The sequence below is a fragment of the Patescibacteria group bacterium genome, from assembly GCA_041651355.1.
In the GTDB taxonomy this organism is placed as follows: Bacteria; Patescibacteriota; Patescibacteriia; order Patescibacteriales; family UBA12465; genus JAPLVX01.
Genome location: JBAZJK010000001.1, coordinates 413,608 through 439,845, shown reverse-complemented (window position 1 = coordinate 439,845; position 26,238 = coordinate 413,608). Strand labels below are relative to the sequence as shown.

The 26,238-nt window shown below is 42.6% G+C and carries 24 protein-coding genes; 10 read left to right on the top strand and 14 right to left on the bottom strand.

The genetic code is table 11. The features are described from left to right. Window positions 1-101: 101 nt before the first annotated feature. The 3 genes from WC441_02220 to WC441_02210 all read left to right on the top strand — a co-directional run bounded on the left by WC441_02220 (window position 102) and on the right by WC441_02210 (window position 3,593). Complete coding sequence (locus tag WC441_02220; protein MFA5163324.1) at window positions 102-1,064, top strand: magnesium transporter CorA family protein; 963 nt, start codon at window positions 102-104, stop codon at window positions 1,062-1,064. Window positions 1,065-1,176: 112 nt separating this feature from the next. Further along, window positions 1,177-2,289, top strand: a complete 1,113-nt coding sequence (locus WC441_02215) for a glycosyltransferase family 4 protein (protein MFA5163323.1) — start codon at window positions 1,177-1,179, stop codon at window positions 2,287-2,289. Window positions 2,290-2,378: 89 nt separating this feature from the next. After that, complete coding sequence (locus tag WC441_02210; GenBank protein ID MFA5163322.1) at window positions 2,379-3,593, top strand: PKD domain-containing protein; 1,215 nt, start codon at window positions 2,379-2,381, stop codon at window positions 3,591-3,593. 168 nt (window positions 3,594-3,761) lie between these two features. On the opposite strand, the gene WC441_02205 is transcribed toward WC441_02210, so the two are convergent. The 3 genes from WC441_02205 to WC441_02195 form a co-directional block, all read right to left on the bottom strand. After that, window positions 3,762-4,817, bottom strand: coding sequence for a hypothetical protein (locus WC441_02205; GenBank protein ID MFA5163321.1), 1,056 nt, complete (start codon window positions 4,815-4,817; stop codon window positions 3,762-3,764). Between the two features lie 39 nt (window positions 4,818-4,856). Next, a complete protein-coding gene (locus WC441_02200; GenBank protein MFA5163320.1) occupies window positions 4,857-5,693 on the bottom strand; it encodes a hypothetical protein in 837 nt (278 codons plus the stop codon). Window positions 5,694-5,799: 106 nt separating this feature from the next. Next, on the bottom strand, window positions 5,800-6,642 hold the full coding sequence (locus WC441_02195) for a hypothetical protein (GenBank protein MFA5163319.1): 843 nt from the start codon (window positions 6,640-6,642) through the stop codon (window positions 5,800-5,802). 154 nt (window positions 6,643-6,796) lie between these two features. Here WC441_02195 and WC441_02190 point away from each other — a divergent pair, with 154 nt between their 5' ends. Next, entirely contained in the window at window positions 6,797-8,089 is a 1,293-nt protein-coding gene (locus tag WC441_02190; GenBank protein ID MFA5163318.1) for a hypothetical protein, read from the top strand. A 48-nt stretch (window positions 8,090-8,137) separates the two neighbouring features. On the opposite strand, the gene WC441_02185 is transcribed toward WC441_02190, so the two are convergent. Beyond that, window positions 8,138-9,355 carry a glycosyltransferase gene (locus tag WC441_02185; protein ID MFA5163317.1) on the bottom strand — a complete coding sequence of 406 codons (1,218 nt, stop codon included), beginning with the start codon at window positions 9,353-9,355 and terminating at the stop codon, window positions 8,138-8,140. Window positions 9,356-9,415: 60 nt separating this feature from the next. Here WC441_02185 and WC441_02180 point away from each other — a divergent pair, with 60 nt between their 5' ends. Then, window positions 9,416-10,768: an O-antigen ligase family protein gene (locus WC441_02180; protein MFA5163316.1), complete on the top strand. Its 1,353-nt coding sequence runs from the start codon at window positions 9,416-9,418 to the stop codon at window positions 10,766-10,768. A 67-nt stretch (window positions 10,769-10,835) separates the two neighbouring features. Here WC441_02180 and WC441_02175 read toward each other — a convergent pair whose 3' ends face one another. The 4 genes from WC441_02175 to WC441_02160 form a co-directional block, all read right to left on the bottom strand. Beyond that, a complete protein-coding gene (locus WC441_02175; protein MFA5163315.1) occupies window positions 10,836-11,927 on the bottom strand; it encodes a putative glycoside hydrolase in 1,092 nt (363 codons plus the stop codon). 138 nt (window positions 11,928-12,065) lie between these two features. Then, entirely contained in the window at window positions 12,066-15,899 is a 3,834-nt protein-coding gene (locus WC441_02170; GenBank protein MFA5163314.1) for a hypothetical protein, read from the bottom strand. A gap of 20 nt (window positions 15,900-15,919) precedes the next feature. Then, window positions 15,920-16,114 (bottom strand): hypothetical protein, encoded by a 195-nt coding sequence (locus WC441_02165; protein MFA5163313.1) that lies wholly within the window; start codon window positions 16,112-16,114, stop codon window positions 15,920-15,922. A gap of 10 nt (window positions 16,115-16,124) precedes the next feature. Beyond that, window positions 16,125-16,433: a DUF5663 domain-containing protein gene (locus tag WC441_02160; GenBank protein ID MFA5163312.1), complete on the bottom strand. Its 309-nt coding sequence runs from the start codon at window positions 16,431-16,433 to the stop codon at window positions 16,125-16,127. A gap of 231 nt (window positions 16,434-16,664) precedes the next feature. Between WC441_02160 and WC441_02155 the strand changes: the two genes are divergently transcribed. Then, window positions 16,665-19,094, top strand: a complete 2,430-nt coding sequence (locus WC441_02155) for a sodium-translocating pyrophosphatase (GenBank protein ID MFA5163311.1) — start codon at window positions 16,665-16,667, stop codon at window positions 19,092-19,094. Window positions 19,095-19,260: 166 nt separating this feature from the next. Then, on the top strand, window positions 19,261-19,437 hold the full coding sequence (locus WC441_02150) for a hypothetical protein (protein MFA5163310.1): 177 nt from the start codon (window positions 19,261-19,263) through the stop codon (window positions 19,435-19,437). 81 nt (window positions 19,438-19,518) lie between these two features. Here WC441_02150 and WC441_02145 read toward each other — a convergent pair whose 3' ends face one another. The 6 genes from WC441_02145 to WC441_02120 all read right to left on the bottom strand — a co-directional run bounded on the left by WC441_02145 (window position 19,519) and on the right by WC441_02120 (window position 22,953). Next, the gene (locus WC441_02145; GenBank protein MFA5163309.1) at window positions 19,519-20,394 is read right to left on the bottom strand and encodes a polysaccharide deacetylase family protein; all 876 of its coding nucleotides are present in this window, start codon (window positions 20,392-20,394) and stop codon (window positions 19,519-19,521) included. Between the two features lie 71 nt (window positions 20,395-20,465). Next, on the bottom strand, window positions 20,466-21,197 hold the full coding sequence (locus WC441_02140) for a hypothetical protein (GenBank protein ID MFA5163308.1): 732 nt from the start codon (window positions 21,195-21,197) through the stop codon (window positions 20,466-20,468). A 4-nt stretch (window positions 21,198-21,201) separates the two neighbouring features. After that, complete coding sequence (locus WC441_02135) at window positions 21,202-21,780, bottom strand: RNA polymerase sigma factor (GenBank protein MFA5163307.1); 579 nt, start codon at window positions 21,778-21,780, stop codon at window positions 21,202-21,204. Between the two features lie 97 nt (window positions 21,781-21,877). Then, complete coding sequence (locus WC441_02130; GenBank protein ID MFA5163306.1) at window positions 21,878-22,297, bottom strand: type II secretion system protein; 420 nt, start codon at window positions 22,295-22,297, stop codon at window positions 21,878-21,880. Window positions 22,298-22,306: 9 nt separating this feature from the next. Further along, entirely contained in the window at window positions 22,307-22,528 is a 222-nt protein-coding gene (locus tag WC441_02125; GenBank protein MFA5163305.1) for a DUF5652 family protein, read from the bottom strand. Window positions 22,529-22,539: 11 nt separating this feature from the next. After that, window positions 22,540-22,953, bottom strand: coding sequence for a bacteriohemerythrin (locus WC441_02120; protein MFA5163304.1), 414 nt, complete (start codon window positions 22,951-22,953; stop codon window positions 22,540-22,542). Between the two features lie 134 nt (window positions 22,954-23,087). Here WC441_02120 and WC441_02115 point away from each other — a divergent pair, with 134 nt between their 5' ends. The 3 genes from WC441_02115 to WC441_02105 are packed head-to-tail and all read left to right on the top strand — an operon-like array spanning window position 23,088 to window position 26,238. Next, entirely contained in the window at window positions 23,088-23,465 is a 378-nt protein-coding gene (locus tag WC441_02115; GenBank protein ID MFA5163303.1) for a response regulator, read from the top strand. Window positions 23,466-23,474: 9 nt separating this feature from the next. After that, the gene (locus tag WC441_02110; protein ID MFA5163302.1) at window positions 23,475-25,130 is read left to right on the top strand and encodes an ATPase, T2SS/T4P/T4SS family; all 1,656 of its coding nucleotides are present in this window, start codon (window positions 23,475-23,477) and stop codon (window positions 25,128-25,130) included. Then, entirely contained in the window at window positions 25,120-26,238 is a 1,119-nt protein-coding gene (locus WC441_02105; protein ID MFA5163301.1) for a type II secretion system F family protein, read from the top strand. Before WC441_02110 ends, WC441_02105 begins: the two co-directional genes overlap by 11 nt.

The window sequence follows — 26,238 nt, the reverse complement described above, 5'->3', positions numbered from 1 at the left end:
TATTATATAACATCGGCTTGTTTTGGCAATGACCGGCCGCTTGACAATTTCTTGTTTTATAAAATTATGTTATAATAAAATCATCTTATTTAATTTCATTTATGTATAATTATCGTCGGATTTCCGAGAAGATCCAGGAAATCATTTTAGATAATCCTAAAAACCCCGGCAGTCTACGCTGGCTGAATATTTCCCAGGCCGGGAAAAAGGAAATCGCCTACTTACGTAAGCAATATAATTTCAACCTTAACCATCTGCGGGCTTCAATCGCCTCGATTTTTTCCCAAAGGCCGATGATTTTTGAGGAAGATGATTATGTTTTTTTGATCCTCCATTTTCCAGTTTTTCGCGGCAACCGGATCGTTGCTGCTGAAATCGAATTCTTTATCGGTCACGGTTATCTGATTACCATCCATAACGGCAACATTCCTTCCCTAGATGATTTTTTCAGTCTCTGCCGCAAGAATCCTGATTCCCTTTTGTCATATAATTTCGAGTCTTCCGCCATCTTGTTATATGAATTATTAGACAAGCTCATCCAGAACTGTTACGCCTTATTGGACAAGAATAGCATTACGATTAATCGTTTAGAAAATTTAATATTTTCCAATGAACCCAAGAAGGCCACTCAGAAAATTCTAGATTTGCGTCGGAATGTTATCAATATCAGGCGGATAATGCAGAACCATAAGAATATTCTGAGCCGTTTGACTGAGATGAGAAGCAGCTTAGTTCCCCGGGCTGAACTTAAGAAATGCTATGATCGCTTAGTTGACCATTCCAAGCGCATCTGGGAGATGTTGGATAACCAGAAAGAAATGATTGAAGTTTTAGGTATGACCAACCAGTCATTATTAGATAACCAGATGACTAGCATCATGAAAACCCTGACTATTTTTTCCGTAATCGTCTTCCCTTTAACCTTATTGGCTGCCATTTTCAGCATGAGGACCGAGTATATGCCGATAGTCAGTCGGCATTATGATTTTTGGATAATTATTGGTTTAATGGCCCTTATTGGCGTAAGTATGCTTTTTGTGTTCAAAAGAAAGCGTTGGTTATAGTTATTTGTTTAAAATAAGCATAAAAACAGAGCTTGACAGGCTCTGTTTTTTATTGTAATGTTTATTGACAAATAATTTTATTTATAGTATTATTAATTGTTACAAATGATATATGAAGATTGCTTTTATCGGACAAAAAGGCTTGCCAGCTAAGACTGGCGGGGTCGAAAGACACGTTGAGGGCTTAGTGAGTAAGCTCGCTTCGGCCGGACACGAAGTTTTGGTCTATGGCCAGAAGGATTATAACCAACCCAACTTGGTAAAAGATGGGCGGGTTAAATTAATCAATATTCCTTCCCTCCCCCTAAAGAACCTAGAAGCCATTATACGGACCTTCTTATCTTGTTTGGATCTGTTGCGGCACCGGGTTGATATCATTCATGTCCAGTCTATCGGTCCCGGCTCTCTTATTCCTCTTTTGAAAATCCTTAAACCTAAGACTCCGGTCGTTTTTACCTTCCATTGCCAGGATTACCACCATCAGAAATGGGGTCGCTTGGCTCGCTGGTATCTTAAACTAGGGGAAAGACTAGGTAATCGTTATGCTGATAGGGTGATTACTACTTCCCATGAATTAACCGCTTATACCGGGGCTACTTATCATAACGATCCGATATATATTCCGAATGGAGTCTTTATTCCTGATAAGTTAGCGGCCGAAGAAATTACGGCTCGCTGGGGATTGAATAAAGGTTCCTACATTTTATGGGTCGGCCGCTTAGTGCGCCATAAAGGTGTCCAATATCTCCTTAAAGCCTATCAAGAGATAAAAACCGATAAGAAGCTAGTCATCGTTGGCGCCGGTTCTTATACTGATGATTATGTTCAGGAACTTTATGATTTAGCCAAGGGCAATGAAAATATCATCTTTACCGGCAACCAATCTGGCAAAACCCTTAACGAGCTGTTTTCTAACGCTTATCTCTTAGTCCAGCCCTCTGAATCCGAAGGCTTGTCTTTAGCTTTACTTGAAGCGATGTCCTATGGCTTGGCGTGTATAGTCAGTGATATTACCGCCAATAAAGAAGCGGTGGCCGAAGCTGGCGTCACTTTTAGAGATAAGGATTATCAGGATTTAAGAGTTAAATTAGAACAGTTATTAAAAGACGAGTCTTTGGTTTCGGAATTAGGAAATAAAGCCCTTAACAGGGTCAAGCATGAATACAGCTGGGATGATATCAGTCAGAATACCCTTAAGATTTATCATGAGTTATTGAATAAATAATTTAAATATTATTGGTTCTTTGAAAATTTCATATCAACATATATACCCGAATAATTTTTTGTATCAAATAAACCCTTAAAACGTAGACAATGAGAAAACAGATCAATTTTTTGGTTGGCAGAATTTTTGTATTCCTGGCCTTAGTGATGTTGCTTCCGGCTTGCATGAAGGATTATGACTTCTCCGAGCCGAATGTCCCCAATCCTGACAACGGAGGTTTCCTCCTAAAATCAAGTTCCCAATCTTCAGCTGATACCACCGAAACCGGCATAGCCGTCCCGGTAATATTCTATCTAGAGAATCAAAGCGGCGTGAACTTCACGGTTACCTGGAATTTTGGTGACAATAGCCCCTATACCACTGGAACTGGCATTAGCCAGGTCGTCCATAAGTATATGGCCGCCGGTACTTACACCTTAACAGTTACCATCGTTCCCAGCAGCGGTTCCACTGTCATTTTAACCCACACCGTCCTAGTTGGTTTAAACAGCAGCGGCATGGAGTTTCGTTGTTTGAAATCAGTTTTAGTTACCAGTGGCCCTATGGTAGGCGCGTACAACTACACCTTCGGCGTGCGTCAGGCTTTCTTCAATCCCGCTTGGCATGTCGGTGATCACAGTAATTGGAGCCAGGTTACCATAGCTAATACTGATACCATGATGATTTCGGGTGAGGCCTGGAAAATTTGGCATGTTGTCAGATATAACGGGCTCGAAGTTCAGTCTTATGGCGATGCGGCTGGTAATTGGGCTAACTATCCTGGGAGCGTCTATTGGCACCCGACTCCACCATCCGGAGGTGTATTCCATTGTTATTGCTATAACGGTGTTGTTTATACCTCACAGCAAGGCGTTAATATTCCAGGCTTAACCGGAGATTCTTTAACTGGTGTAGCACCGACCGTACGTTTAACCGTTGAACTGAATGGAACCGCTAACACTGATGACACTTTGGTAGTTTTTTTGAACAACCAATCCTACTTCCCGGGTGCTAATCCTTTCGTATTCTATGGATATGATTCCCTGCCCGGAAATTGGAGTTTAAGACACCAGAGTCTTATTCCTGGGAGTGATTGGGGTTTTATCAAGATTTCTATTAACCAAATTATTAATTCCGGTGGTATGTACTATTTCCGGGCCGGGGGGAACTATAATTCCCCGAGTAATTATGGAAATATGAGTAATTCCAGTTTCTATCAAGCCAGTCTGAATTGCTTATACTTCCAGATTTCCCTCCCCCTTAACAATCCTGGTCCGAAAATTTACCTCGTAACCATGGATGGCCGTAAGTACTGCGCTACTTAGAAACTCGTCCCGCTCGTCGTTCTTTTCTAACTAAAACCCCCTGACTTTCAGAGATTAAATTCTCCAAAAAGTCAGGGGGTCTTTTTGTTGTGTTAAATTATTTCTGTAAGAAAAAAGGGCTCTCTCTAGGAGACCCCTTTTTTGTATAAGGATCGATACCGTTAACGTTTAACGTTTCCGGTACAGGAATTTGGCGTGGAAGCGCCAACCCTGATTCTTGTCCGGAGCCGTCAGATCGTCTCCATATTTGATACCGTTCGGGTGGATAGATGGAGCACCGGGTTTTTCTTTATATTGGAGCAATCCATCTTTCTTTACCAGTTCGTGTGGAATGAACATGGGGTAGTTCCATTCCGGATTGATGCCGGTGAACATCGACCACATCTGGATCTGGTTTAAAAGATTATCCATAGTCACCAAACCCTTGGTCTTGTCCGTATAAACCCAGTAGCCGTCAGATTCCAAATGGTATTCTCCACCCTGGGCGGTAGCATGCCGTGGAGCAGTTATGGTCGGGTTAGAGAGGCGGAAGATCTGGTCGGTGACACAGAATTGCGGATAGCCGTCCGCGCTGATAGTTACGCAGAATGGTCCTTCGCGGTAACCAACATACTCAGCCAGATTGACCGGTTCTCCAGGCGTACTGATCGGGTTAGAGCCCTGATTGAGCAAAGCCCTCATTTCCGGGGCCAGATCATCTTCAACTGTTTGGGGAGCAGGATTCTGGGGTGGTACATAAGTGGTAGGAGGGTTGTTAGCAGAAGAGACCGGCGGACACGGCGGACAGGGATTGTTACGGTAGGTACGGTGTCTGATGACAGGCTGGTGGTGTTTCTTGCCGCTCATGCAATCATTTAAGGCGGCTTTGTAGCCCACAATGGAATCCTGAAGATCCCAGATATAGTGTTGCAGAAGTTCTACGCTCAAGGGCTGGTCCTTCGGGCAGAAATTACACTTCTTTCTGGTAGGCGGCGGCACGGTAATTTTACGTTCGCCGGCAGTGTAACCGGCACCGGTAGCACAGTAATTATAGGCTTGTTTCCAGGCTGTGAGCGTGTCTTCCAGGCTGATGGCATAGGCTTCAGCGCTGGCGACTGAGGTGAATTCTTTGCCGGTAGAGGTTTTGGACTTTTCGGTCCGACTGCAACCGGTGTACATGATAGCGGCGATCACGAAGATGCCGATGGCCACAAGGGCGAGGATAATGTTTCTTGTTGTCTGCATGTTTTTGGTTTTTTTATTGGTTTCAGTGTTTCGGTTTTTTTAATGCTTAATATATCTGACGGTTTCAGCCAGATTCAGTATTGCTTGTAATTCAAGCATCGGGATGGAATGCACGGTAGTACGGAAGCCTCCGCTTAAAGTCAGCAACTCTTGGTTGCTGAAATCGCGGCGGAAGATACCCTTCACGCCCCAGCTGTAATAGTCCTTGCTATTGCCGCTTTCATGGCTATAGCTTAAGAAGATGGTTGGGTCCAGTTTAAGCGATCCGGAAGGATTTAAGATTATGGAAAAGATTGAACTTTCTCCACTTAAGGAAAAATATTCTTTGTTCCATAACCCTCCGGTAATCTCATTAGCTTTCCAGGTGGCCAGACCTTCGGTTTTGACCGGGTTTTGATAAGTCAGCGTGAATTTTTTTATATAAAACGGTCGCGCTAACTTATCGGTGAATACCAGTCCGGAAAAGAAATAGATCATCTCGTCCTTTTGCTTACTGGTATAGACACCATTGCCGGTGTTAATGCCGCCTTGGTCGCTGGAGAATTTATAGCCCAGATTGAACCAGCTATATATCTCTGTGAGATAAGCGGCGCTTGTCGGGCAATATTCCAGGCTGAGGCCCGGGGTTAGTTCTTCAGCTTGGTAGACGTAGTCGTCAAAACCGGAGCTGACTTGAGTGGCGTTAAAGAAGAAGCCGAATTTGCATTCGCGCCCTTCCTCAATGAAAGGTAACCATCTGCCTTCGCCGAAGCGAAAGGTGAGGTCACCATGGCCTTTGCGTTCACCGTAGCCGTTACCGACTAAGGCTTGGAACCTTTGGGCGAAGACAGTGGTCCCCACCAGGCAAAATAAAAACAGGATCAAGGTTTTCTTCATGGCGTAATTTATTTTTTGATTTTGTTAATGTGCGTTTTAGTCTTTAACTTCAAGCTTTAATTAGATTAAGGCCTGAATCTAAAAACCAAATGTTTTTAGATTATTATTATTTCAGAATATTTCCAATGTTTCCCTGGAAGCTGAATTCACTCGCGGCCTCTTCCTCTATTTCCTCGGTGGGAAGATTATTAGGGCTATAGTCAGTTTGTCGGGGTGCATAATATTCTTCTTTCAGGGTTACTTTTTCATAATTAGTATTCGGTTTATCCTCTATTTTGATTGATGCTTGATAATTAGATATCATATTCCCGGTCTGAAAGTTCTTAACCTTAGCTTTTTTAGTGTTAGGAAACATGTAAATATAGAGTAGGCTGAAAATGAAACCGAAGACTAAAGCGCTTATTAAGTTAACAGCTATATTCGGCTTGACTGGGTAATCAGAAACTATCGGCTGGTCAATAACGTTGAATTCAGCTTGGCTCTGGCTTTCTCCTTGATAGTTGAAGCTTTGAGTCATTAAAGTGTTATTGATCGCTAAAGAAATCTGCTTGGCTTGAGCTGGATCCTTATGATAAACGCTGATTTCCATAATACCGGAATCGCCAACGCTTTTGGCCTCAACCGTTTTTTTCCAAGTTTCCATTTGTTTCTTATAATTGCCGCTGAAATAATTCTTGTCCACATTGAATTGGCTGTTACTGGTCATTAGGTCGAAGAATGAACCGGAATAGATAATTTCAGAAAATAGACCGCTCAGATATTGGTTAGATTTAGATACGGTATAGGGATCAGCGCTAATATTCTGGACGATAAGCAAGCGTGACTTAGAACGGTATTTCAAAGGCTGGGAGAAAGTGAAAGCAGAACCAATCACTAAAAAGATTAGGATGATAGCTAAAACTGCTCCCGAGCGTTTTTGGTATAGTTTTAAAAAGGTATTAATCTCCATAATGTATATTTTTAATTGACCTTATATATTAGTATATCTATAAGAATTTGTCAAGCCTAAAAGCTTGACATAAAAAGATTAAGTATGTATTATTTAAAGTTAAGTTAATAAAATCTCTAAGTAATTATTAATTATTTTAATATTAGCTAAAAATATGAAAAGAAGTTTTGTGATTGGCCTGATGATTCTAACCCTTGTCGGCCTAAGTTCGCTTTTATTGGTTAAATCTGGCCAGAGCAAGATCAGGTCTTACCATTCTGGCGATGCCATCAATTATTCCAATCAAATTATCGTTTCCAGTACGAATACTGACAGTTTAGAAATATTCAAACTGACTGGCAGCGACCTGGTCCGGGTTTTGAAGTTCAAGCCTTTTGATCCGACTTATAATAAATATGGCAGCTTCTCCGACGCTAGACTGAGCGAGGAAAATGGCCGCCTATATGTTTACGCTATCTCTGAATTCACGATCTATAAGTACGATATCTCTGATTTAGCTAGTGCCAAGCTGGAAAAGAAGGTTAAGAATACTTATTGGGATTGGTATTATCGAATTGATAAATTCGGTAATCGGATCGCGACCGTCGGCAATAAAGGTATGAAGATTTGGGATACGGATTTGAATACTTTAGATTCATATAGCTTCAAGCCCTCTAACCGTTACAGTGTCCGCTCTAATAGTAGCGAACAGTTTATTTTCGGTATCGATGGTTCCAATCTCCAGATTTTTGACCGTTGGACCAGGAATATTACCAAGGAGTTCTCTTTGGATTATAGTAACTTGGATACTAACCATAAAGTCTATTATGATCTGATCCGCAATGAGATTTTTGTCAGCGACGATGTCTACACGAAGAAATTCGATTTTAACGGTCGCCTCTTAGCTTCGTTCAAGCATTTAAATAATACCGGCTACGACGTTGATAGCACCCTGGGCAATGACTTCATCTATTTCTCTAATGGTTTCGGAGTCGTGAAGCTTAAAAAAGACGATATGGGTTTGGCAAAATATGCCTACACCACTACGATTGCTAAGCCTGAGGGTTGGGCGATGGGTCTCAAGGTCCTAAATTCTGACCAGGGTGATCGTGTTGTTGTCTTCAATAATTCTAGCATCTTAGTTTTAGACCAGGATCTTAAAAAATTAGGTTTCGCGCCGGCTCAGGAAGAGGAAACCAGCAGCGCTCAGGAAAATCTATTTTTAACCTTAGATCGTAATATCGCCGCTAACGGTTCCAGCGTAGTCTTGTTTGGTGGCGGTTATTTCCCCCAGGAACCGGTCATGGTTGATTTTGCTGGCACCAAGACTTTAGCTCAGGCTGATTGGAAAGGACGTTTCGTCCAAACTCTGACAGTTCCGAGCAATAAGAGCGGTTGGGTAGATATTAAGGCTGAAGGCCAGAATTCCGGTTTAAGCTATAGCATTAATTTCAAGATCATTCCCTAATATTTAGTTTCTAGTATAAGAAAACAGCCCTTAAAGGGCTGTTTTTTGTTATTTCTTTATCAAGCTTCTGTATATTTTTTCCAAGGATTGGAAATGGTCCCGCGCCTCCAAATCTTTAACCCTATCCCTAGCTTTCAATCCGATGCTTTGGCAATCGGCAGTTTCTAGTTTGCCTAGGCAGTCTGAAATGGCTTGGCTTGATCCGGGAGCGAAAGTGAAGCCGTTTATCCCGTCCTCTATTAGTTCCCCTAATCCTCCGACTAAAGAAACTAAGACGACCTTGGCTTTAGCCATCGCTTCCAAGAGGCTGAAAGGCATGTTTTCCGGCCAGATCGAAGGAATGACGATAGCTTTAGCCTCGGCAATAAGAGTATCTTTTTCTACTCCATCTTTAAAACCAAGGAACTCAATCCTGTCCTCTAATCCTAATTCTCGGCTCAATTTTTTCAAGTTATCTTCTTCTGGTCCCAGGCCAGCGATCTTTAGTTTTAACTGAGTTTTACTTAGAGCTCTAATGAGGATATCTATTCCCTTTTCCGAGCTGAGCCGGCCTAGGTATAATATATAATCCTTCTCTGGGATAACGGGGCTTTGCAGATATTTCTCTTCGCTAAAATTATATAGAAGCTCTATCTTATCTTCGGGCCAAGAGAATCTGGTAAAAGTTTCTTTAATGAAGCGACTAGGGGCAATGAGGAGATTAACATTCTTTTCGTATATTTTAAGATAAGAATGATGATAGAACATGGCTAGGCTGGCCAGGGCGCTTTTTAAGGCAGAATTTTTGAGGCAACGGTAACGGTAGCAATTATAATAATGTCCGCCCCGGCAACGCTCACAATACTTATTTTGCGTGAACAGCTGGTAATTAGGACAAATCAGCTTATAGTCATGGAGATGCATGACTACCGGTATATTATATTTTTGGCTGGCTTTAAGGATTGAGGGGGAAAGATGGTGGTAGATATTATGCAGATGGATAATATCCGGTTTAAAATCTTTAACTAAATGGGTAAATTTTTTTTTTGCTTCCCGGCTCCAAAACAGCCTTCTGGCCGCTTTGACTTTGTTAATGAATCCGCCTTCGGAAAAAGAAACTCGTGAAACAAAGTATTTTTCGTATGGACTGCTTATATTTTTGGGGTGTTTCATGGCAAATACTGCCACTTCGTGCCCTTGGCTTTTTAGTTCTTTCTCCGCTTGGAGCAGGTATTTTTCAGCCCCGCCGCGGAGATAGTAGAATTTATTAACCTGGATAATCCTCATAAATTTTGACTTTTGGCAAAAAATTAGGGTAAAATTAAGGTAAATTAATTATAGCATAATATGCTCGACAAACTAAAGACTGCTCCTGCCCTGCTCAGTCTCTCAATAATTACTATATTTTTAGCCTTATTATGGCTGTTTGCAGCTTGGCCAGTCTTGCTTAAACTACTTTTTTCTTTAGCTTTGTATATTTTGGCGCTTAGCTTTTTTGCGCCGCGTGCCGGTTTTTTCCTTTTTATATTTTTGCGTCCCATCTTAGATTTTTCCACTTCTTATAAGCTAATCAATTTTTCTTCTTGGAGTCTGAATCTAGCTTCTCTTTATAGCTTGATTTTTATTATTTTTGCCCTTTATCTTTACCTCGGTGGTCATTTTTCTTTCTCTAAATTAGGGGGTAAGAAAGTTTTGTTTTTTTGGTCAGCTTTTATATTTTGGTCTTTAGCTTCCCTGTTGTGGTCATTCGCGCCTAGTTCCAGTCTGGTTGAACTAGCTCGCTTAGCTAGCTTCCTGGCCGCTTTTATACTCGGCCTAGGCTTGATCAGGAATAATCAAGACCTGACTGATTTGATAAAAGTAATTATCTTTTCGGCTTTTATTCCGGTGGCGGTGGCTCTATGGCAACTAGCTAGCTATAGCGGTTTGATCGAAGGCAATCAGAATCGGCTCTTTGGTACCTTCGCCCATCCTAATATGTTGGCCTTCTTTCTGACTCTTATTATTACTTTAGCGGTGTTTATCGGTTTGAATTTGAAGAAAGATCGGGTGGAGATGTATTGGTATTGGCTGTTAGCCTTAATTTTTACTATTACCTTATTTTTCACCTATACCCGGGGAGCCTATTTAGTTCTCCTGGCAATCGTTTTTATTGTCGGTGCCTTGAAGTTCCGCAAATTTTTATTTGTTGCTTTAGCCTTTATCTTTTTGTTATATCTTTCCTCTAATACCATCTCCGGTCGTTTTAATAGCATCTTTCAATCTGATCCCTATGGTTCGATCTCTTGGCGGATAAGCTTGTGGCGCGATGAACTTTCTTATATAAAACGTGAGCCCTTACTGGGCTATGGCAGCGGTTTGGCTTCGACGGTTATCGCCCAAAACCGTGATTGGCGCTTAGGGTCTAATGAACCGCATAATGATTTTTTGCGCGTAGCCATCGATAGCGGTTTAATCGGCCTATCCCTCTATCTTTTGTTAATCATTAGCTTGCTGTGGCAACTGAAAGATAATTACTTTAGAACCTCAGCTCCGAGGCTCAAAATGATCAATCTTTTCGTCCTCGCCCTCGGTTTGGCCTTATATGCTTTAAGCTTTGGGGACAACATCTTGAATGATTCTGCCTTGCAGTGGAGTTGGTGGGCCCTTTTAGGGGGATTAATCGCGGTTCAGGCCAAAAAGGCGGATCAAGCAGCATAACATATTTTGATACAGAAAAAGCCATCCTCATTGGGACGGCTTTTTGTTTTGTGAAAGAATTAGAACCTTACTTGATAGACGCAGAGTCAGTCTCTAATTGGAAAGAGCTTCTAACAGTACCGTTACGGTATTTTATCTTGGCTTTACCCAGGGTAGCGTTGACGATAACGGTGCCATTTTCATACTCTCTTTTCTGGATGGTCTGGCTACCTGCTTCCGATTCTTTCTTGCCCAGGGCCTTCCCGAGATTAAGTTGGTACTCATCCTTCCAAAAAGTATTCTGTTGGAAGGAGACGTATACGTCATCAAGCAGCATGGCGCTGCAAATGGTGAAGAATAGGTTATCAGCCCGGGCGTTGAAGATGTTGTAGCGCTTGCCGTTATCGGCATAGGTCATATTGATATCCCAGCCGCCGTTTTTAGTGCTACCTAAGTATAAGTCAGGGAAATTTTCCATATTTTTGCCATCCACTAAGTCCAGCAGGGTGGCGTTGATGGGATTGGTAATGATAATGAAATTTTTACCCTTGGCTTTACGGATTTCCGCGATGAACTGCCTGGCTTCCCTTAGATAGGAAGCGTTAAGTTCAGCCGGGCTATCCATTTTTCCATCCCCATTAGCATCAATGCTCTCGTTTTTCCCGTATTTGCCCAGCCAATCCAGAGTGGCCCAGATATTGTCCAAGAAAATCCCTTGGCAGCGCGGATCCGATATAATATCTTTTAGCAAATGTTTAGTGATAAATTCCCGGTAATTTTCACCCTTGATTTTTGGGCAGTAATCCGTGATATTCATCATTTCCATGCCCGACCAAAAGACCAATGGTTTTTTATCAGTTTGCTTCAGCCAGTATCCGGGGCGTTTTTCCAGTTCGGCTAGCATCTTAATCGACCAGGGCTTATCGGGAAACATCGGACGGAACCATTCGACATAGTTCCAGTAATAGAGGATTTTGGCATTCGAGTTTCTTTCAATAATCAGGTCAATGCTCTCGCTGTTGTTGAACTTATTTTCATAGTCGAGGACTATGAGGTCATATTTGGCGATATTCATCGCCTGGATAGCGTCGAGGGTCGGTAGGTACCAATGGACGCTCATTTTCTGTCCGTAGCTGTTACCAGCCAGGATAAGCAGTAGGAAAATCAGGTGTTTTTTCATGTTTACAGATTTTGGTTTTTTATGGGTTTATTTTGAATGAACTAAGTTTAGCTTTATAATTTATAACATTTCATAGTTTTTGTCAATATAAAAAAGAGCCTTATTTTAGGCTCTTTTTTATCAGTCTGAGTCGCTATTTTATGATAATATTTTCCAGCTTGGCCCCTTCTTCATCCTTAATTTTTTAAATTTATTAGGAAGGTTATATTTATTAGGAATCTGGTTCAAATTTATAGTGTCGGGATTGTTAAGCAAGTTGCGGAAATAATTTGTATCATAATTGGTGTTTGAACCATTCTGTATTGGTCCCATTAAATCCAGGGTCTCAAAGAAGCTATCTTCGCTTTCTGTCCTGTCAATCATGCGGCTTTTTATTGGGTCTTGTTGGATTTTTAGATCGTCTATTTTTTTTAGTATCTTATCCCTATTTCTCTGGAATTTTTCTCCTTTATCCAGACCGCTACGAACAGCTAGTTCGCTTTCCTGTTCTAGTTCTTGCTGCCATTTAGCTTCTTCGTCGTTTAGGTTTTTAAGTTGTTCGGCATCTATGATATTGGCCTCCCTAGCTAAAAGTTCTTTCATTTTACCCTCGATGTGGGCTTTAGCTTTTTCGAAGCTGGCAACTTTTTCTTTATCCCAAATGACTCGTTTTATTTCCTCTTCCCTTTCTTTTAATTCGTTATAGTATTTTTGGTAATCTTCTTGGATTTGTTTAATCTTGTCTTTATTATCGTTGGCATTTTCCCTTTTTTCCGGAGTGGATGGTTCTAAGGATTCAGCCTTCTCTGCTTTCTGAGCCGCTCTGCCGGCGATTATCTGGTCTTCAATGCTCCTGAATACCTTTGGATCCCTAGTGGTTTCCAAAGTCCTTTCTAGTTGCTGCAGTCTTTCTTCCTCTTGTTCCGGGCTTAAGGTGGCCGCAACCGGGATTTCCTGGTCGAGTCCGTCGATATTTTCTCTTTGTATTTCCGGTTCTGGACCCAATTCGTTTCGATTAGGCTGTTCTTCTTTATTCTTTTTAGTAAAGAGATTGCGCAGTTTTTCTAAAGGTCTTCTGATGTTGACTGGGATGAAATAAGACATGGCCCAGGTGTTAGAACCATTCAAGCTGGTCTTATATATCGTATCGACTACTTCGGTCTTTATCTCTCCGCCTTCCACGCCTTGACCCACTACCGTGGCCAAGATTTTCTGTAAGGATTTGCCATCCGGACTAACGCCGGCTTCATAGGCGACTTCGGCATATTTGGCTAGCGAAGTTGGCTCGCCGTTGACGATAGCAAAAAGTTTCTGTCCGATTTCGCTTCCCTTGTCAATAATTGCTAGGCCGTCCGGCCCTACCGGGATCTTGATTATTTCATTTTGCGTTTCTCGGCTCAAAGAAAGTAGGATATTCATCTTGCCTTCTGCCATTAAGGCCTGAGCATTGGCGGCATCCGCTCCATGGAAAGACCCTTCTGGAGCCATACTCTTAATATCAAAGGCGTAATCGCCATTGCCATTTAAATGGAGAAATTCTTTCAGTTCATTGAAGTCGAATTTAGGGGCGGGAGTGTTATTATCAAACCATAGCAGGCGTTTTATTCCTTCCACATTGGCGCCATTCTTTTGGAAATTATCCAAAAGGCCATGAGCATCAGCCGTGGTGGTTCCTTCCCTGATAATATTTTCCGCTGTTTCATTGGTGGCGATTCCGGCTTGTTCTAATATCGATTTGGCACTGTCGGTCAGAGTGCCGTCGCTTTCCAGGCTTAAACCCTCAGCTATTTTCTGGCCATGGCTGATTAAATCAAAGAGACCGTTTTTTCCCGGGGCTAAATCAACCCCTTCAGGCAGTTGTAATATATTATGCCCTAGAGGGACTTCATGCATCGGAAGGTTGGCGGCCTCGAAGTTGCCCTCCATAAAACGTCTTAGGGCTTCTAAGGCGGTGAATTGGTTATTAATACCCGGGGCTTTTATGTGTTCGAAAATTCCCTGCATCTTGTCACTTAAAGCGGCCCCGATTTCTTGGGCGGCTAGGCCGAGAGTCGTGCCGATAATCGCCGTCCATTTAGCCGCTTTCCAAGCCCGAGCGCTTTTTATCTTCCTGAATAACTTATCTTTTTCAGTGATATCCTTCTGCAGTTCCTGAGCTTGAGCAGATGCCCCGAGGTCTATCAGGTCTTTTAGTTCAGTAGCTTGTGGCAGCTTGGTGTTAGCCCTGTTGATAGCGATCAGCCTCTCTAACTCGAGTTTCTTCTGTTGTATCTGTTCTTCTAGATTACGAAAAACCTCTTGGTCGCGGGTTGTTTCCAAAGTCTTTTCTAATTGGCTGATCTCAAATCTAAGGTCGGCGATTTCCTCGGTATCATCCGGCTCCAGATTCTCGCCCTCTTTAGTTTCCAGGAATCTTTTCAAGTCAACCTTGAGGCGACTGATAGTTTTCAAAAGTTCAGTTCTTTCACTTTCTACTTGGGAGATGGCTGAATAGCTAATGAGATCTATTCTTCTTTCATTAGCTAGGTTATTACGGGCGATCGCGTCGCTAAGACCGCCTAGGGCTTGTTCGAAACCGGAGCGATCCAAGTCTTTGAGCTGTCCGTTGTCATTATAGTTAGCTTGGAGTTTTTTTATCAAATCTTCTGCCTTCACGCTTTCATAGCGGGCTTTTTCTAATTCTAGGCGCCGGCCGTAATCCCTTTCCCAGCGCCTTTTGTCCTTTTTATAGGCCTTTTCCTTTGCCTTGAATTCTTTAAGCTCCGCTTCGCTAGAGAAGCTCTCTGGCTTGGTCGGTGCTTCCGGCGCGGCTTCCATTAGGTCTTTCAATTGCCCGCCCTTGCTGGCCAGCTCCCTTTCGTGGCTTTCCCGGTCATGCTCGGTGCGCATGGCTTCTTTCTTATAGGCGAAGCCACTGGCTATGCCGATTCCTAAGCCGAAGGTGAGCAAGCGCCCTCCCCAGGAGGCGGCCATTTTGCTGCCTGTATTGATAGCCAGGGCTGACGCGGCGATGACGGAAGCGGCGATGCTGGTTTCGTTCAAGACAGCGGCCCCTAAAGGATGGCTACTAATCTTTTTAACAATGCTTTCTAATTTACTGTAATTACCTTGCTTTTTAATTCCGCCCTCAGCTTTACCTAAAGTCAGATTGATATCGAACTCTATTCCTTCCAGACCAGCTTGGTGCTCGGCTAGATCTTTGACTTCTTTAGCCACCTCTAAGATATTATCTACCTGTAGCTTACCCAAGATTGCTTCATTAGTATTTCTCACTTGGCTGATGATGCGATTTTTCTCTTCCAAAAAAGCGGCTTCGTCAATCCCGCCCCTGGCGAAGTCAACGATCAGATTTTTAATCTCGTCCTTTATGTCTAAATTATTAGCTTCCACCTTCCTTTCTCCGATCGCCTCTTCAACCAAGTCGTTATTTTCGGATAAAAATCTTTCCGTGGTCGCCCGGGCGAATTCCTGGTGTTTCTGAGCTTTTATCTCCTGGCTTATTTCCCGGCCATCATCCTCGGTTTCATTAGCGAAGATATTATTTTCCTCCATTATCTTTTTATGAGCCAGGCGCTGCTTGTCGAAATGATAGGCGTCGCGAGCCAAGCCGTGTTTCCATAGTTTTTTGAAAAAACCGCTGACCCATTTCAGTTTTCTGGCTTCTTCAGTCATCTCGTAGCTGCTTCTGTCCATAGCGGTATCCCTGGCTTTGCTGTCTACGCCGACAATCGCAATCAATTTGGTTAATTTTGCTCTAGTTTCTTCTTTAAGTTGAGCCAGTTTTTCCTCGGCCTCCTTGTCAGCCTTGATTATTTCCGGGTTGTCTTTGAGGTCTTCAGGGATGGGCGCTTCGGCTAGGGATGTTTGGTCAACGGCGTCAATTTTTTCCTGCGGTTGCGCTTCCGGGTCGTAAATATGAAGTTCTGAGGCTCCTTCTTCATTTTCTATTTTCTTTAAATTTAAGTCCTCAGGCATTTGTTTATCTTTGTCCATATTTATTGATATTAGTCCTCCTATCTTTTAAAAGAAGCCGAGATCTTTTTGATCTTTTCCGTCTCGGCCTTTTTAATTATTTTGCTTATTTTCAAATCTCTTTCTTTTTCGATTTTAGCCACCTTCAAAAGGAAATCCTGATAGATTTTATCTATCTTTTGGCTAGCCGAGACCGCTTGTTTCGTCTCGGTTTTTTTAGTAGCGATTTTTGGCATATTGATGAGATTAAGCGTAGGCTTGGCGGAATTCCATTAATCCGCGGGCGATTACTTCATCAAGATCGGGTACATTTTGGCTGATAAAGCTCCTGACCGCTTCCGGGTCGCCAGCATCGATTAAAGCTTCAAAATCGGATAGCTTGTCTTCAGGCAAGTTAGTCAAGATTACAGCGTCTAATTTTCGGTCTAATAAATCCCAGAGATCATCCTTGATTTGTTTGGCCACTTCCGGGTCCTTATCGCTTAGGCCTTTTTCATTGATAAGCTGGTCCAGGAAGCGATCCAGATTCGCTTTGTAAGCGCTATCTTGCATCATAGATTTTAAAATTCGGAATTTATTTTTTAAAAAATTAAATTCCGGAAAGATAATTATTTTTACTCTTAAATCATAGCAAAAAAATGACTGGAGAGAAAGCTTTTTGTCTATTTGACAATTTACCTATTTTTACTTAAAATTTATAATCCTGAACCATAACGAGTCAGGTTTCTTTAACAATACATAAAACAATCCATATCAGGATCTAATGTTTAACCAAAACCCTTAACCATGAAAAAGATTTGTTTGTTCTTCCTGGCGCTTCTTAGTCCTTTATTCATTTGGGCTAGCGAAGCTGATCTCAAGATTCCTGAACTTAGTTCGGGGCAACATGATTTACTACTTTGGCTTTCTCTCATCTGCCTGGCTGGAATTTTATTCAGCTTATTCCAGTATTCTAAGGTAAAAGCGGCTCCGGTGCATGAAAAAATGAGCCAAGTTTCCGCCACCATCTTCCAAACCTGTAAGACCTATCTTATTCAACAGGGCAAATTTCTCCTAGCTTTATTGCTTTTTATCGCGGTTTGCGTATCTTTTTATTTCGGTTATCTCGAGGGCAGTTCCGTTATCGATGTTATATTGATACTTTCCTGGGTGGTTATCGGAATCGCTGGCTCTTATGGGGTTGCCTGGTTCGGTATCAGGATGAACACTTTAGCTAACAGTCGGATGGCCTTTATCGCTTTACGTGGCCGTCCTCGGCAGGTGATGTCCATTCCTTTGCGTTCCGGTATGAGTATCGGGGTGATGCTGATCTGCGTAGAATTAATCCTGATGCTCTTTATCCTGCTTTTCATCCCTCGACATTTAGCCGGTGCCTGTTTTTTAGGTTTCGCTATCGGCGAATCTTTAGGGGCAAGCGCTTTAAGGATAGCTGGTGGCATCTTTACTAAAATTGCCGATATTGGTAGCGATCTCATGAAAATCGTCTTCAAGATCAAAGAAGACGATCCTCGTAATCCAGGAGTAATCGCTGATTGTACTGGCGATAATGCCGGTGATAGTGTTGGACCGACAGCTGATGGCTTCGAAACCTATGGTGTTACCGGAGTTGCCCTTATTTCCTTTATCGTTTTGGCCGTTGGTTTGCCCAGCTTGGGCTTCTCGGCTACAGAACAAACAGCTTTGCAGAACAGCCTCCTGGTCTGGATATTCGTAATGAGGATTCTGATGATCGTTACCTCGCTGCTAGCCTATTGGCTCAACAATCTACTAACTAGCCGCTTTTATTTGCGGGAATTTAATCCTGATTTTGAAAAGCCCCTGACTTCATTAGTTTGGGTAACGTCTTTCCTATCAATTATCGTGACCTTCCTGGCTAGTTATCTGTTGATCGGCCCTGGCACCGAGCTAAGCGCCCAATCAGCCGACCTCTGGCTTATCCTCTCAGCCATCATTAGCTGTGGGACTTTGGGCGCCGCCTTGATTCCGGAATTTACCAAGAAATTCACTAGTCCGAAATCAGCTCATGTCCAAGAAACAGTCGCGGCCTCGCGCGAAGGCGGCGCTTCTTTAACCGTCCTAAGCGGACTAGTAGCCGGATTTTTCAGTTCTTTCTGGCAAGGTTTAGTCTTTTTATTACTTATGTTCATCGCTTTTATCCTGGCCGTCATTGGTTTGGGTCAATTCATGATCTATCCCGTTGTCTGCGGTTTCGGTTTAGTAGCTTTTGGTTTCTTAGGCATGGGGCCAGTGACAATCGCGGTTGACAGCTATGGACCGGTAACTGACAATGCTCAATCAGTTTACGAGCTATCGCTCATCGAAGAGGATATAGACTTTAGCACCAAAGATATTAGGGAAAATTTTGGTTTTGATCCCAATTTTGAGCAGGCTAAGTATCTTCTGGAATCAAACGATGGCGCTGGCAACACCTTTAAGGCAACGGCTAAGCCGGTATTGATCGGTACGGCTGTCGTAGGGGCTACGACCATGATTTTTTCTATCATCCTCGTAATCAAGAATGTTTTAGGGGTTGAGCCGGAGTCTATTCTGCACATCTTGAATCCTTGGACTATCTTCGGCTTCCTGATGGGCGGGATGGTTATCTTCTGGTTCAGCGGCGCTTCTATCCAGGCGGTTTCAGTTGGCGCCTATAAAGCTGTAGCCTACATCAAGAAACATATCAATCTGGATCCGGAAGCAGATTTGAAAGCCTCAACGGAAAACTCCAAAGAAGTGGTGAAGATTTGTACCCAATACGCCCAAAAAGGCATGTGGAATATCTTCTTAGCCCTCTTCTCTTTTACTTTGGCTATACCTTTTATTTCGGCCTTTTCCGTCGAAGCTGCTGCCTTCTTCGTCTCCTATTTGATATCTGTGGCCGTTTTTGGTTTAATTCAGTCTGTTTTTATGGCTAATTCCGGCGGCTGCTGGGATAACAGCAAAAAAGTGGTTGAGGTTGATTTAAAAGAAAAAGGCAGCCAGTTGCATGATGCCACGATTATCGGGGATACGGTCGGCGACCCTTTTAAGGACACCTCTTCGGTTGCCATGAATCCGATCATTAAATTCACGACCCTTTTTGGTTTGCTAGCTATGGAAATAGCTATATCGGCCGCTTTCCGGTCAACTGCTCCTTATATCGGCCTGGCTTTTTTCCTCTTGGCCCTTTATTTTGTCTATCGTTCTTTCTATAAAATGCGCATCCCGCGGACCTAGATTCCGGGATAAAAATATAAAAACCCCTCGAAAAGAGGGGTTTTTAAATTGACTTTTTATCATTTTCTTGCTATCATGGTTTTAGGCTCGAAGCGTTTGTAAGCTTCTTGCCTTAAGTGGTAGTTCTTTCATAAAGACTGCGACTGACAAAAATAATCCTTAGTAAATGGATGATTATTTGAAACAAAATTCGTTCTTGGTCGAAGACGAGGGCTCAGACATCTTATTTGATGATGATCTAGAAATTCCGGTTGATATTTTTATCAACCATTTGCCCAACCAAGGCCTGAGGATCACTCAAGGTTTTGATCTTCTGGAAAACGATGACTTTAGTCCAGTTTAAAGCATCATAACCCTGCTTATAATTCCAAGCTAGGATTCAAAAAATAAAGAAAATCGGCTATCTTAGGATAGCCCTTTTTTGTTACTGCCAGGAGTCTAACCATTTGCGAAAATCCTCTCCCTGGCGGCTGTTGGGCCGTAGGCGTTTGAGAGAAAAAATATCATTTTGATTTTGTCGTGATCCGGCCGCGGTGGAAACGGCGTTAGAATAACCGGCTTGCTTAACTATCTTTAAAGTTTCGGCGCGATACAAGCCGAAGGGATAAGCGAAACTGTTTAAATCCTGGCCGCTTAAGGCACTTAGGACTTGGCGACTAGCTTTGATTTCATATCCAGCTTTCTGCTCGTTTAAATTTTGCAAATTAGGATGATTAAAGGTGTGGGAAGCGATTTCTACCATTTGGCTCCCTGCTAGCTCCTTCAGTTGATCTCGGCTGATATAGCCGGGTTGATCGAGCTTGTTGATAATCACATACAGGGTGCTTTTAATCTTGGCAGCTTTAAGCCTTGGCCAGGCCTGGGCATAGAAATCCTCATAAGCATCATCGAAGGTTAAAGCGATATATTTTCTATTCTTTTTTTGAGAATTTATAATTCCTGGCACCTCTGACATGAATAAGCTCTGATAAGCCTCAGAATTAATTACCTTCAATTGCTTATCAAATATTTCAGGGTCCAGATATAACCCGGGCAGAGCTGAATCCTTAGGCGCTAGGCTGATGTAATGATACATCAAAATCGGTAATTTATAACCAGATTCAATTTGTAAAGTTTGTTTTTCCTCAACTTGTGTCTGGCCTTCGTCTTGATAGTCTTTCCTCGCTTGATGCCAGTTAGAGAAATCGAACCTTTCCCAGCTGTTATCCGCTAAAACTTTCAGGGATAAGGAAAATACGCCCAAAGCCAGGAAGGCGATCAGACAGAAATTGAGGTATAGTTGCCATTTTTTCCTGGTCATATCTTCTTCAGCATTTTAAAGCTTTATCCTTTGAAAATCAAGAAAAAAGAGGCAAATACGCCTCTTTTATTTTATCTCATCATCGGTGGCGGCATTAAGCCCTCTCGCGGTCGCATTCTTTCCCAGGGTTTTATCTCTTGAGCGATGAAGCTGCCTGGTAAGCTGACAAAACCGAAGACCCGGACCCTTTCATTGATTTCGCCCTCCAATTCCGGGTCAATAATGGTTTTAGGGCTCACTATGACCTGCCAGTTTTTCAAATGGGGATTTTCTAAGGTAAAGCCAGATTGATTGAATTCTTTGATCCGGCCCGTTAAGAAACCAGCTTGCGGCCGATCCCAAGCCTGTAGTCTGGAATCAAAGGTATTTTGGTAAACAGGAACCCGGTTTAAAAGATTATGGACCTGACGGTTGATTCCTAGGATGGCCGCGAGGGTGCCGAAAAATATCATGGTTACCAGAGCGCTTAAGGCGATTGTTTTCACTGGATATCGATAACCGTGTTTTAATTGGCGGAAATTATAGCAAAGCACCACGATGAATAGAACGAAAAAGGCTAGCCAGGCTAAAGGGAGAGAGTTGAGAATCAAGAGAAAAAAATGGCTGCGATCAATCGACTGCCAGGTCCAATCCTGGTTGTTTAATAAATGAAAAATCACGGAGAAAGACAGGCCGCCTAGGAGTAAAGAAGCGATAGCCAGAGTAAGGACGGCATATTTCTTCACCATGAATTGCCACTTGGGGCGCGGCTTGATTTTCTGTTCTTCTATTTTAGCGATTATCTTATCGCTTAAATCTAACATATGATTACTTATTATTATTTTCTAGCCAGAGCTTTTTAAATTCCTTCTTCGCTTCCCTGAGCATGGTGGCTACAGTGCCTCCAGGTCTTTTCAAAATATCGGAGATTTCGTTATAGCTCTTATCCTCGAAGAAACGCAGAACCAAGATCTCTCGGTACTTATCTTTCATCTTTTCTAAGATTCCAGCGGTCAGATTTTGCTGCTCACTGTTTATAACCAGCTCTTGCAAGTCGAACTCCGATTTTATCTTGTTTACTATCTGTTCATCGATTTCTACGCTTTGCGGCCGGCTAAGATGTTGGCGGTGACTGCTGATAACTTGGTTGTGGGTAATGCGGTATATCCAAGAAGAAAACTTAAGATCGGCATCGAAGCCGTTTAGGTTTTTATAGACTTTCAAAAAAACCTCCTGCAAGACATCCTCGGTTTCTTCCGGGCTGAAATTAGAGATGCGACGGATGTAGCGTCTCAATTTATCTTCATAGCGCTTAAGCAAATAGACAAAAGCCTCCTTATCCTTAAGGGTCATGGCTACCAGCTCTTGATCGCTTTTTTTATCCCAAAGCTCTAGATTATTAACCATTGTTTTTATTATGCTTTTATTATTACGCCCTAGGAGCTCTTTTTATTTTACCATAAAACCGCCTGTTCTGGCGGTTTTATCAAATTTTCCTCTTATTTTATTCAATTCCGCCCGGAGTGGCCGTATGCAGGCCGGAGCTGATATCGCCTGAGGCGGCTCCAAGACAATAGCGTAAAGTATAGGAACCAGCAGCATTGCCTCCGACCGCTTGGACGGCGTAGGTGTATTGGGTCGATCCAGTACAGCCGTCATCCGGAGTCGGTGGGGTCGGTAGTATGGACATATAGGTAGTGCCGCTATAAGCAATCGTTCCGGACGCTAGATCGCTCGGATAAGAGCCGGCGTCATGGACATATAAGCCGAGGGCGGTCTGGATCTGCTTGATATCAGACAGGCGTCTCGCATCGCGAGCCCTGATACGGGATTGGCCCAAGGCGATAACCGCGATGGTAGCTAGTAAAGCGATGATAGCGATTACTACCAAAAGCTCAATCAAAGTGAAGCCTTTTTTCTTCATAAGCTTATTTTAATTATTATTGTTAGTAGGAGTCTGCTTGGTTTTCACGGCGAAGAGGTAGATGATATCCAGGATTCCGAGAGTATTGAGTAAAAATAGGATAACAAACCAGACTTTATCCTGGCGTTTCCCCGCCTTCCAGAGAGCTAAGCCTTTCCAGACTAGCTGCCAGATCATGAGTAAAACGAAGACCCAGACGAAGTCGATGATGAATGAATTTAAATCTTGCATATTTTTCAATTTTAATTTAAGCCGTTATTTTGGAAGCACTCCGTATATTCCTTGTCCGCGTTGTTGATGTGCCAAAGCCACCAGTCGTGCAGATAGTTGGTCAGTTCGAAAAAGACATCCTCTTTCTTATCCGCTAGATATTTCACCCTAAGTTCGCCGATCTTATCCCGATAATTATTATGCATAGCGATATGCCCTTCGGTTTTTTCGTAGGCGAATTTTTTGAAGTACTTTTCTTCGGTCGCGAAGTGGTAGTCGGCATAATCTGATAATTCCTTGATAATATCCTCTAACACGAAATCCTGAACTTCTTTCTTTTCATACATTTGGCTCAAGCGGTTAATGATCTCGATAATCTTCTGGTGCTGTTCATCTATTTCATGGACGCCGACCGAAAATGAGTCTTCCCATTTGATATAAGGCATAAGTAATTATCTTAATTTTTTAGTCTTACTTTATCATTTTAATATTTTTGAACAATTAAGTCAAAAGTAGAAAAAATAAATTGTCAGCTTTTCCAGATTATGATACTATTAGATTAAATGGAGCTTAGTTGCATATGACAGAAAAGAAATCTAAAAAAATCCTGATTGCTGAAGATGATCGGCCGATTGCCAAGGCTCTTCAGCTTAAATTAGAACACTGCGGGTACAAGGTGAGTGTTGTTAGTAATGGAGAGGATGCTATTGATATGGTCACTAAAGATCTGTTTGACTTGGTCTTGCTTGACCTAATGATGCCCAAAAAAGACGGTTTCGCCTTTTTAGAGGAACTTAAGACTAAAAAGAAACAGCCAGCTGTCATAGTTTTGTCTAATCTTAGCCAGAGCGGCGACATGGAAAAAGCTCAAAGTTTGGGCGCTAGCGCCTATTTCGTCAAATCAGATACTCCGCTAGTGAATCTGGTTTCCCATATTCAGAAAATTTTAAATCCCTAGCCTGTCACTATGAATATAAAAGACGAGCAACTTGCCCGTATTTTGGCCTCAGAAAATTATATTGACGGCCAAATTTTAGCTAAAGCTCTTGAGGATAGCCAGAAGCAACATCTACCCCTTTTTGATTATTTGATTGAGGGGGATTTTTTAAATGCCGACTTAATCGGCCAAGCTTTGGCGGAATTTTTTAAATTAAACTACGCTGACCTTAATTCTCAGAAGCCCAGCGTCAGCCAGGTCAAGAAGATCCCGGAAGAAGTGGCGAAAAAATTCCGCTTAATCCTATTCAGCGAAGATGACAAGCGAGTGATCCTGACCACTGATTTACCGGAGAATGCCAAGATAATCTCGAAATTAAAAGCCCTCTTTCCTAAAAAGAGTCTCAGTTTAGCCTATTCTTTGACACGCGATATCGATGCTGTCCTAGAGGAATCATATCGTAAGACTTTAGAAACTCGTTTCAGCCAGATCATCGCCGGCCAGAAGAAGGTTGCCCCGGAAATAATCACAGAAATCATCCAAGATGCCAGCGTTTTCAAGGCTTCGGATATCCATTTCGAGCCCCAAGAAAAGGAAATATTAGTTAGGTTCCGTGTCGATGGTGTTTTACAGGATGCCGGTCGCCTCCCTAAAGAGTATTACGAAAATATCGTTAACCGACTCAAAGTCCAAGCTCACTTACGCATCGACGAACATTTTGCCGCCCAAGACGGATCCATTCATTTTACTAATAACGGTAAATATATTGACGCTCGTCTGTCGATTATCCCAACCCTTGATGGCGAAAAGATGGTTTTACGTCTCTTGGCCGAATACATGCGCGGTTTCGCTTTAAGCGATCTAGGTTTAAGCGGCGAGGAGCAGGCTCAATTGGAGAGCGCCGCTAAAAAGCCTTTCGGTATGATCCTAGTTACCGGGCCGACCGGGTCTGGCAAGAGCACGACCCTATATGCGGTTTTAAAGACTTTAAATAAACCGGAAGTTAACATTACGACAATCGAAGATCCGGTAGAGATGAAAATTACCGGGATTAACCAGATCCAAATTAATCAGCAGACAAATCTAAGTTTCGCTACTGGCCTCAAATCAATCGTCCGCCAAGATCCGGATATTATTTTGGTCGGAGAAATTAGGGATCAGGAAACCGCTGAAATCGCGGTTAACGCCGCCTTGACCGGCCATTTATTACTCTCGACTTTCCATGCTAATAATGCCGCTACAGCCATTCCCCGCTTGATCGATATGGGAATAGAGCCCTTCCTCTTATCTTCTACCTTAGAACTGATTATCGCCCAAAGGCTAGCGCGGAGGATTTGTGAATCTTGCCGTTATTCCACCACTTTAACTAAATCCGAATTAGAAAAAAAATATCCTGGACTGGCCCGTTTTTTCCCGAAAACCAAGATTACCCTCTATCAAGGCCGGGGTTGTCCGACTTGTTCCCAAACCGGATACCGAGGCCGGATCGGTTTATTCGAATTCATCGCTTTAGAGCAGAATTTACGCGAACTGATACTGAAACACCCTTCAACCCAAGAAATCCAAAGTTTAGCTAGAAAAAATGGCAGCCGTTCCATGTTTGAAGATGGTTTAGATAAAGTAAAAAACGGATTAACTACTATCGATGAGCTTCTGCGAGTCGCTAATAGCCCTTATGAAAAATAAGCTTTCAGGAAAAACGCGATCGAAAGCGCCTTCGCAAATAAATTCTTGGCGCGGTTTTTTTATTAAGAAAGAGAAAGAGATTTTGATAGAAAACCTAACCTTACTCTTAGCGGCTGGCTTGAACATCTCCTCTTCTTTAGAGGCGGTAGCTGGAGAGATAAAATCAAGCTTTTTAAAAAAAGTTTTAGCCCAAGTCAAAGAAGAAGTCGATAACGGTTCCCCCTTATGGCGCGTTTTAATGACTACCAAGATCTTTAGTCCGGCAGCAGTCGCTCTCGTCCGGGTGGGAGAGTCGAGCGGCCGCTTAGCAGATAATTTAAAGATAGTGGCTGATCAAAACCAAAAAGACCAAAGCTTCCATTCGAAATTGCGTTCCGCCATGATGTACCCCACCTTTATCCTGATTATTGCCCTGGTCGTAGCAATTGGCGTCTCTTGGTTTATCCTGCCCCGTCTGGCTAATGTCTTTAAACAGATGGATATTGCCCTTCCGCTGATTACCCGCTATCTGATCGATTTCGGGGCTTTCTTAGAGAATAACGGTGCTTATTTCTTCCCCGCTTTAATCATTTTCCTGGCCGCCTTCTTTTATTTGGTTTTTTTCAACAAAAAGACTAAATTTATCGGGCAAAGCCTTATCTTTGCCACTCCGGGTTTCAAAAAACTAATCCAGGAAGTAGAGGTCGGACGCTTTGCTTATCTTTTAGGCATATTACTGGAGGCCGGCATCCCGATTGAGGAAGCCTTAGAATCTAGCGCCGCCGCCAGCGGTTTTTACCGCTACCGCCGCCTCTGTCTGTTTCTAAAGGAAAAAATAGGTGAAGGCGAATCGTTCAAAAACAGTTTCCAGAAATTCCGCAATCTTAACAGCCTCCTTCCCTATCCGATCCAGCAGATGATTGTAGCCGGTGAACAATCCGGCAATTTACCCGATATCTTACAAAAAATCGGCCATCGTTACGAGGAGAAGACGGAAACGACCACGAAAAACTTAGTCATTTTCTTAGAGCCCTTAATGCTCATCATTGTTTGGCTAGGAGTGGTTGGAGTGGCTCTAGCGATTATTTTGCCGATATATAGCTTGATTGGAGGCATGAGCCAATATTAA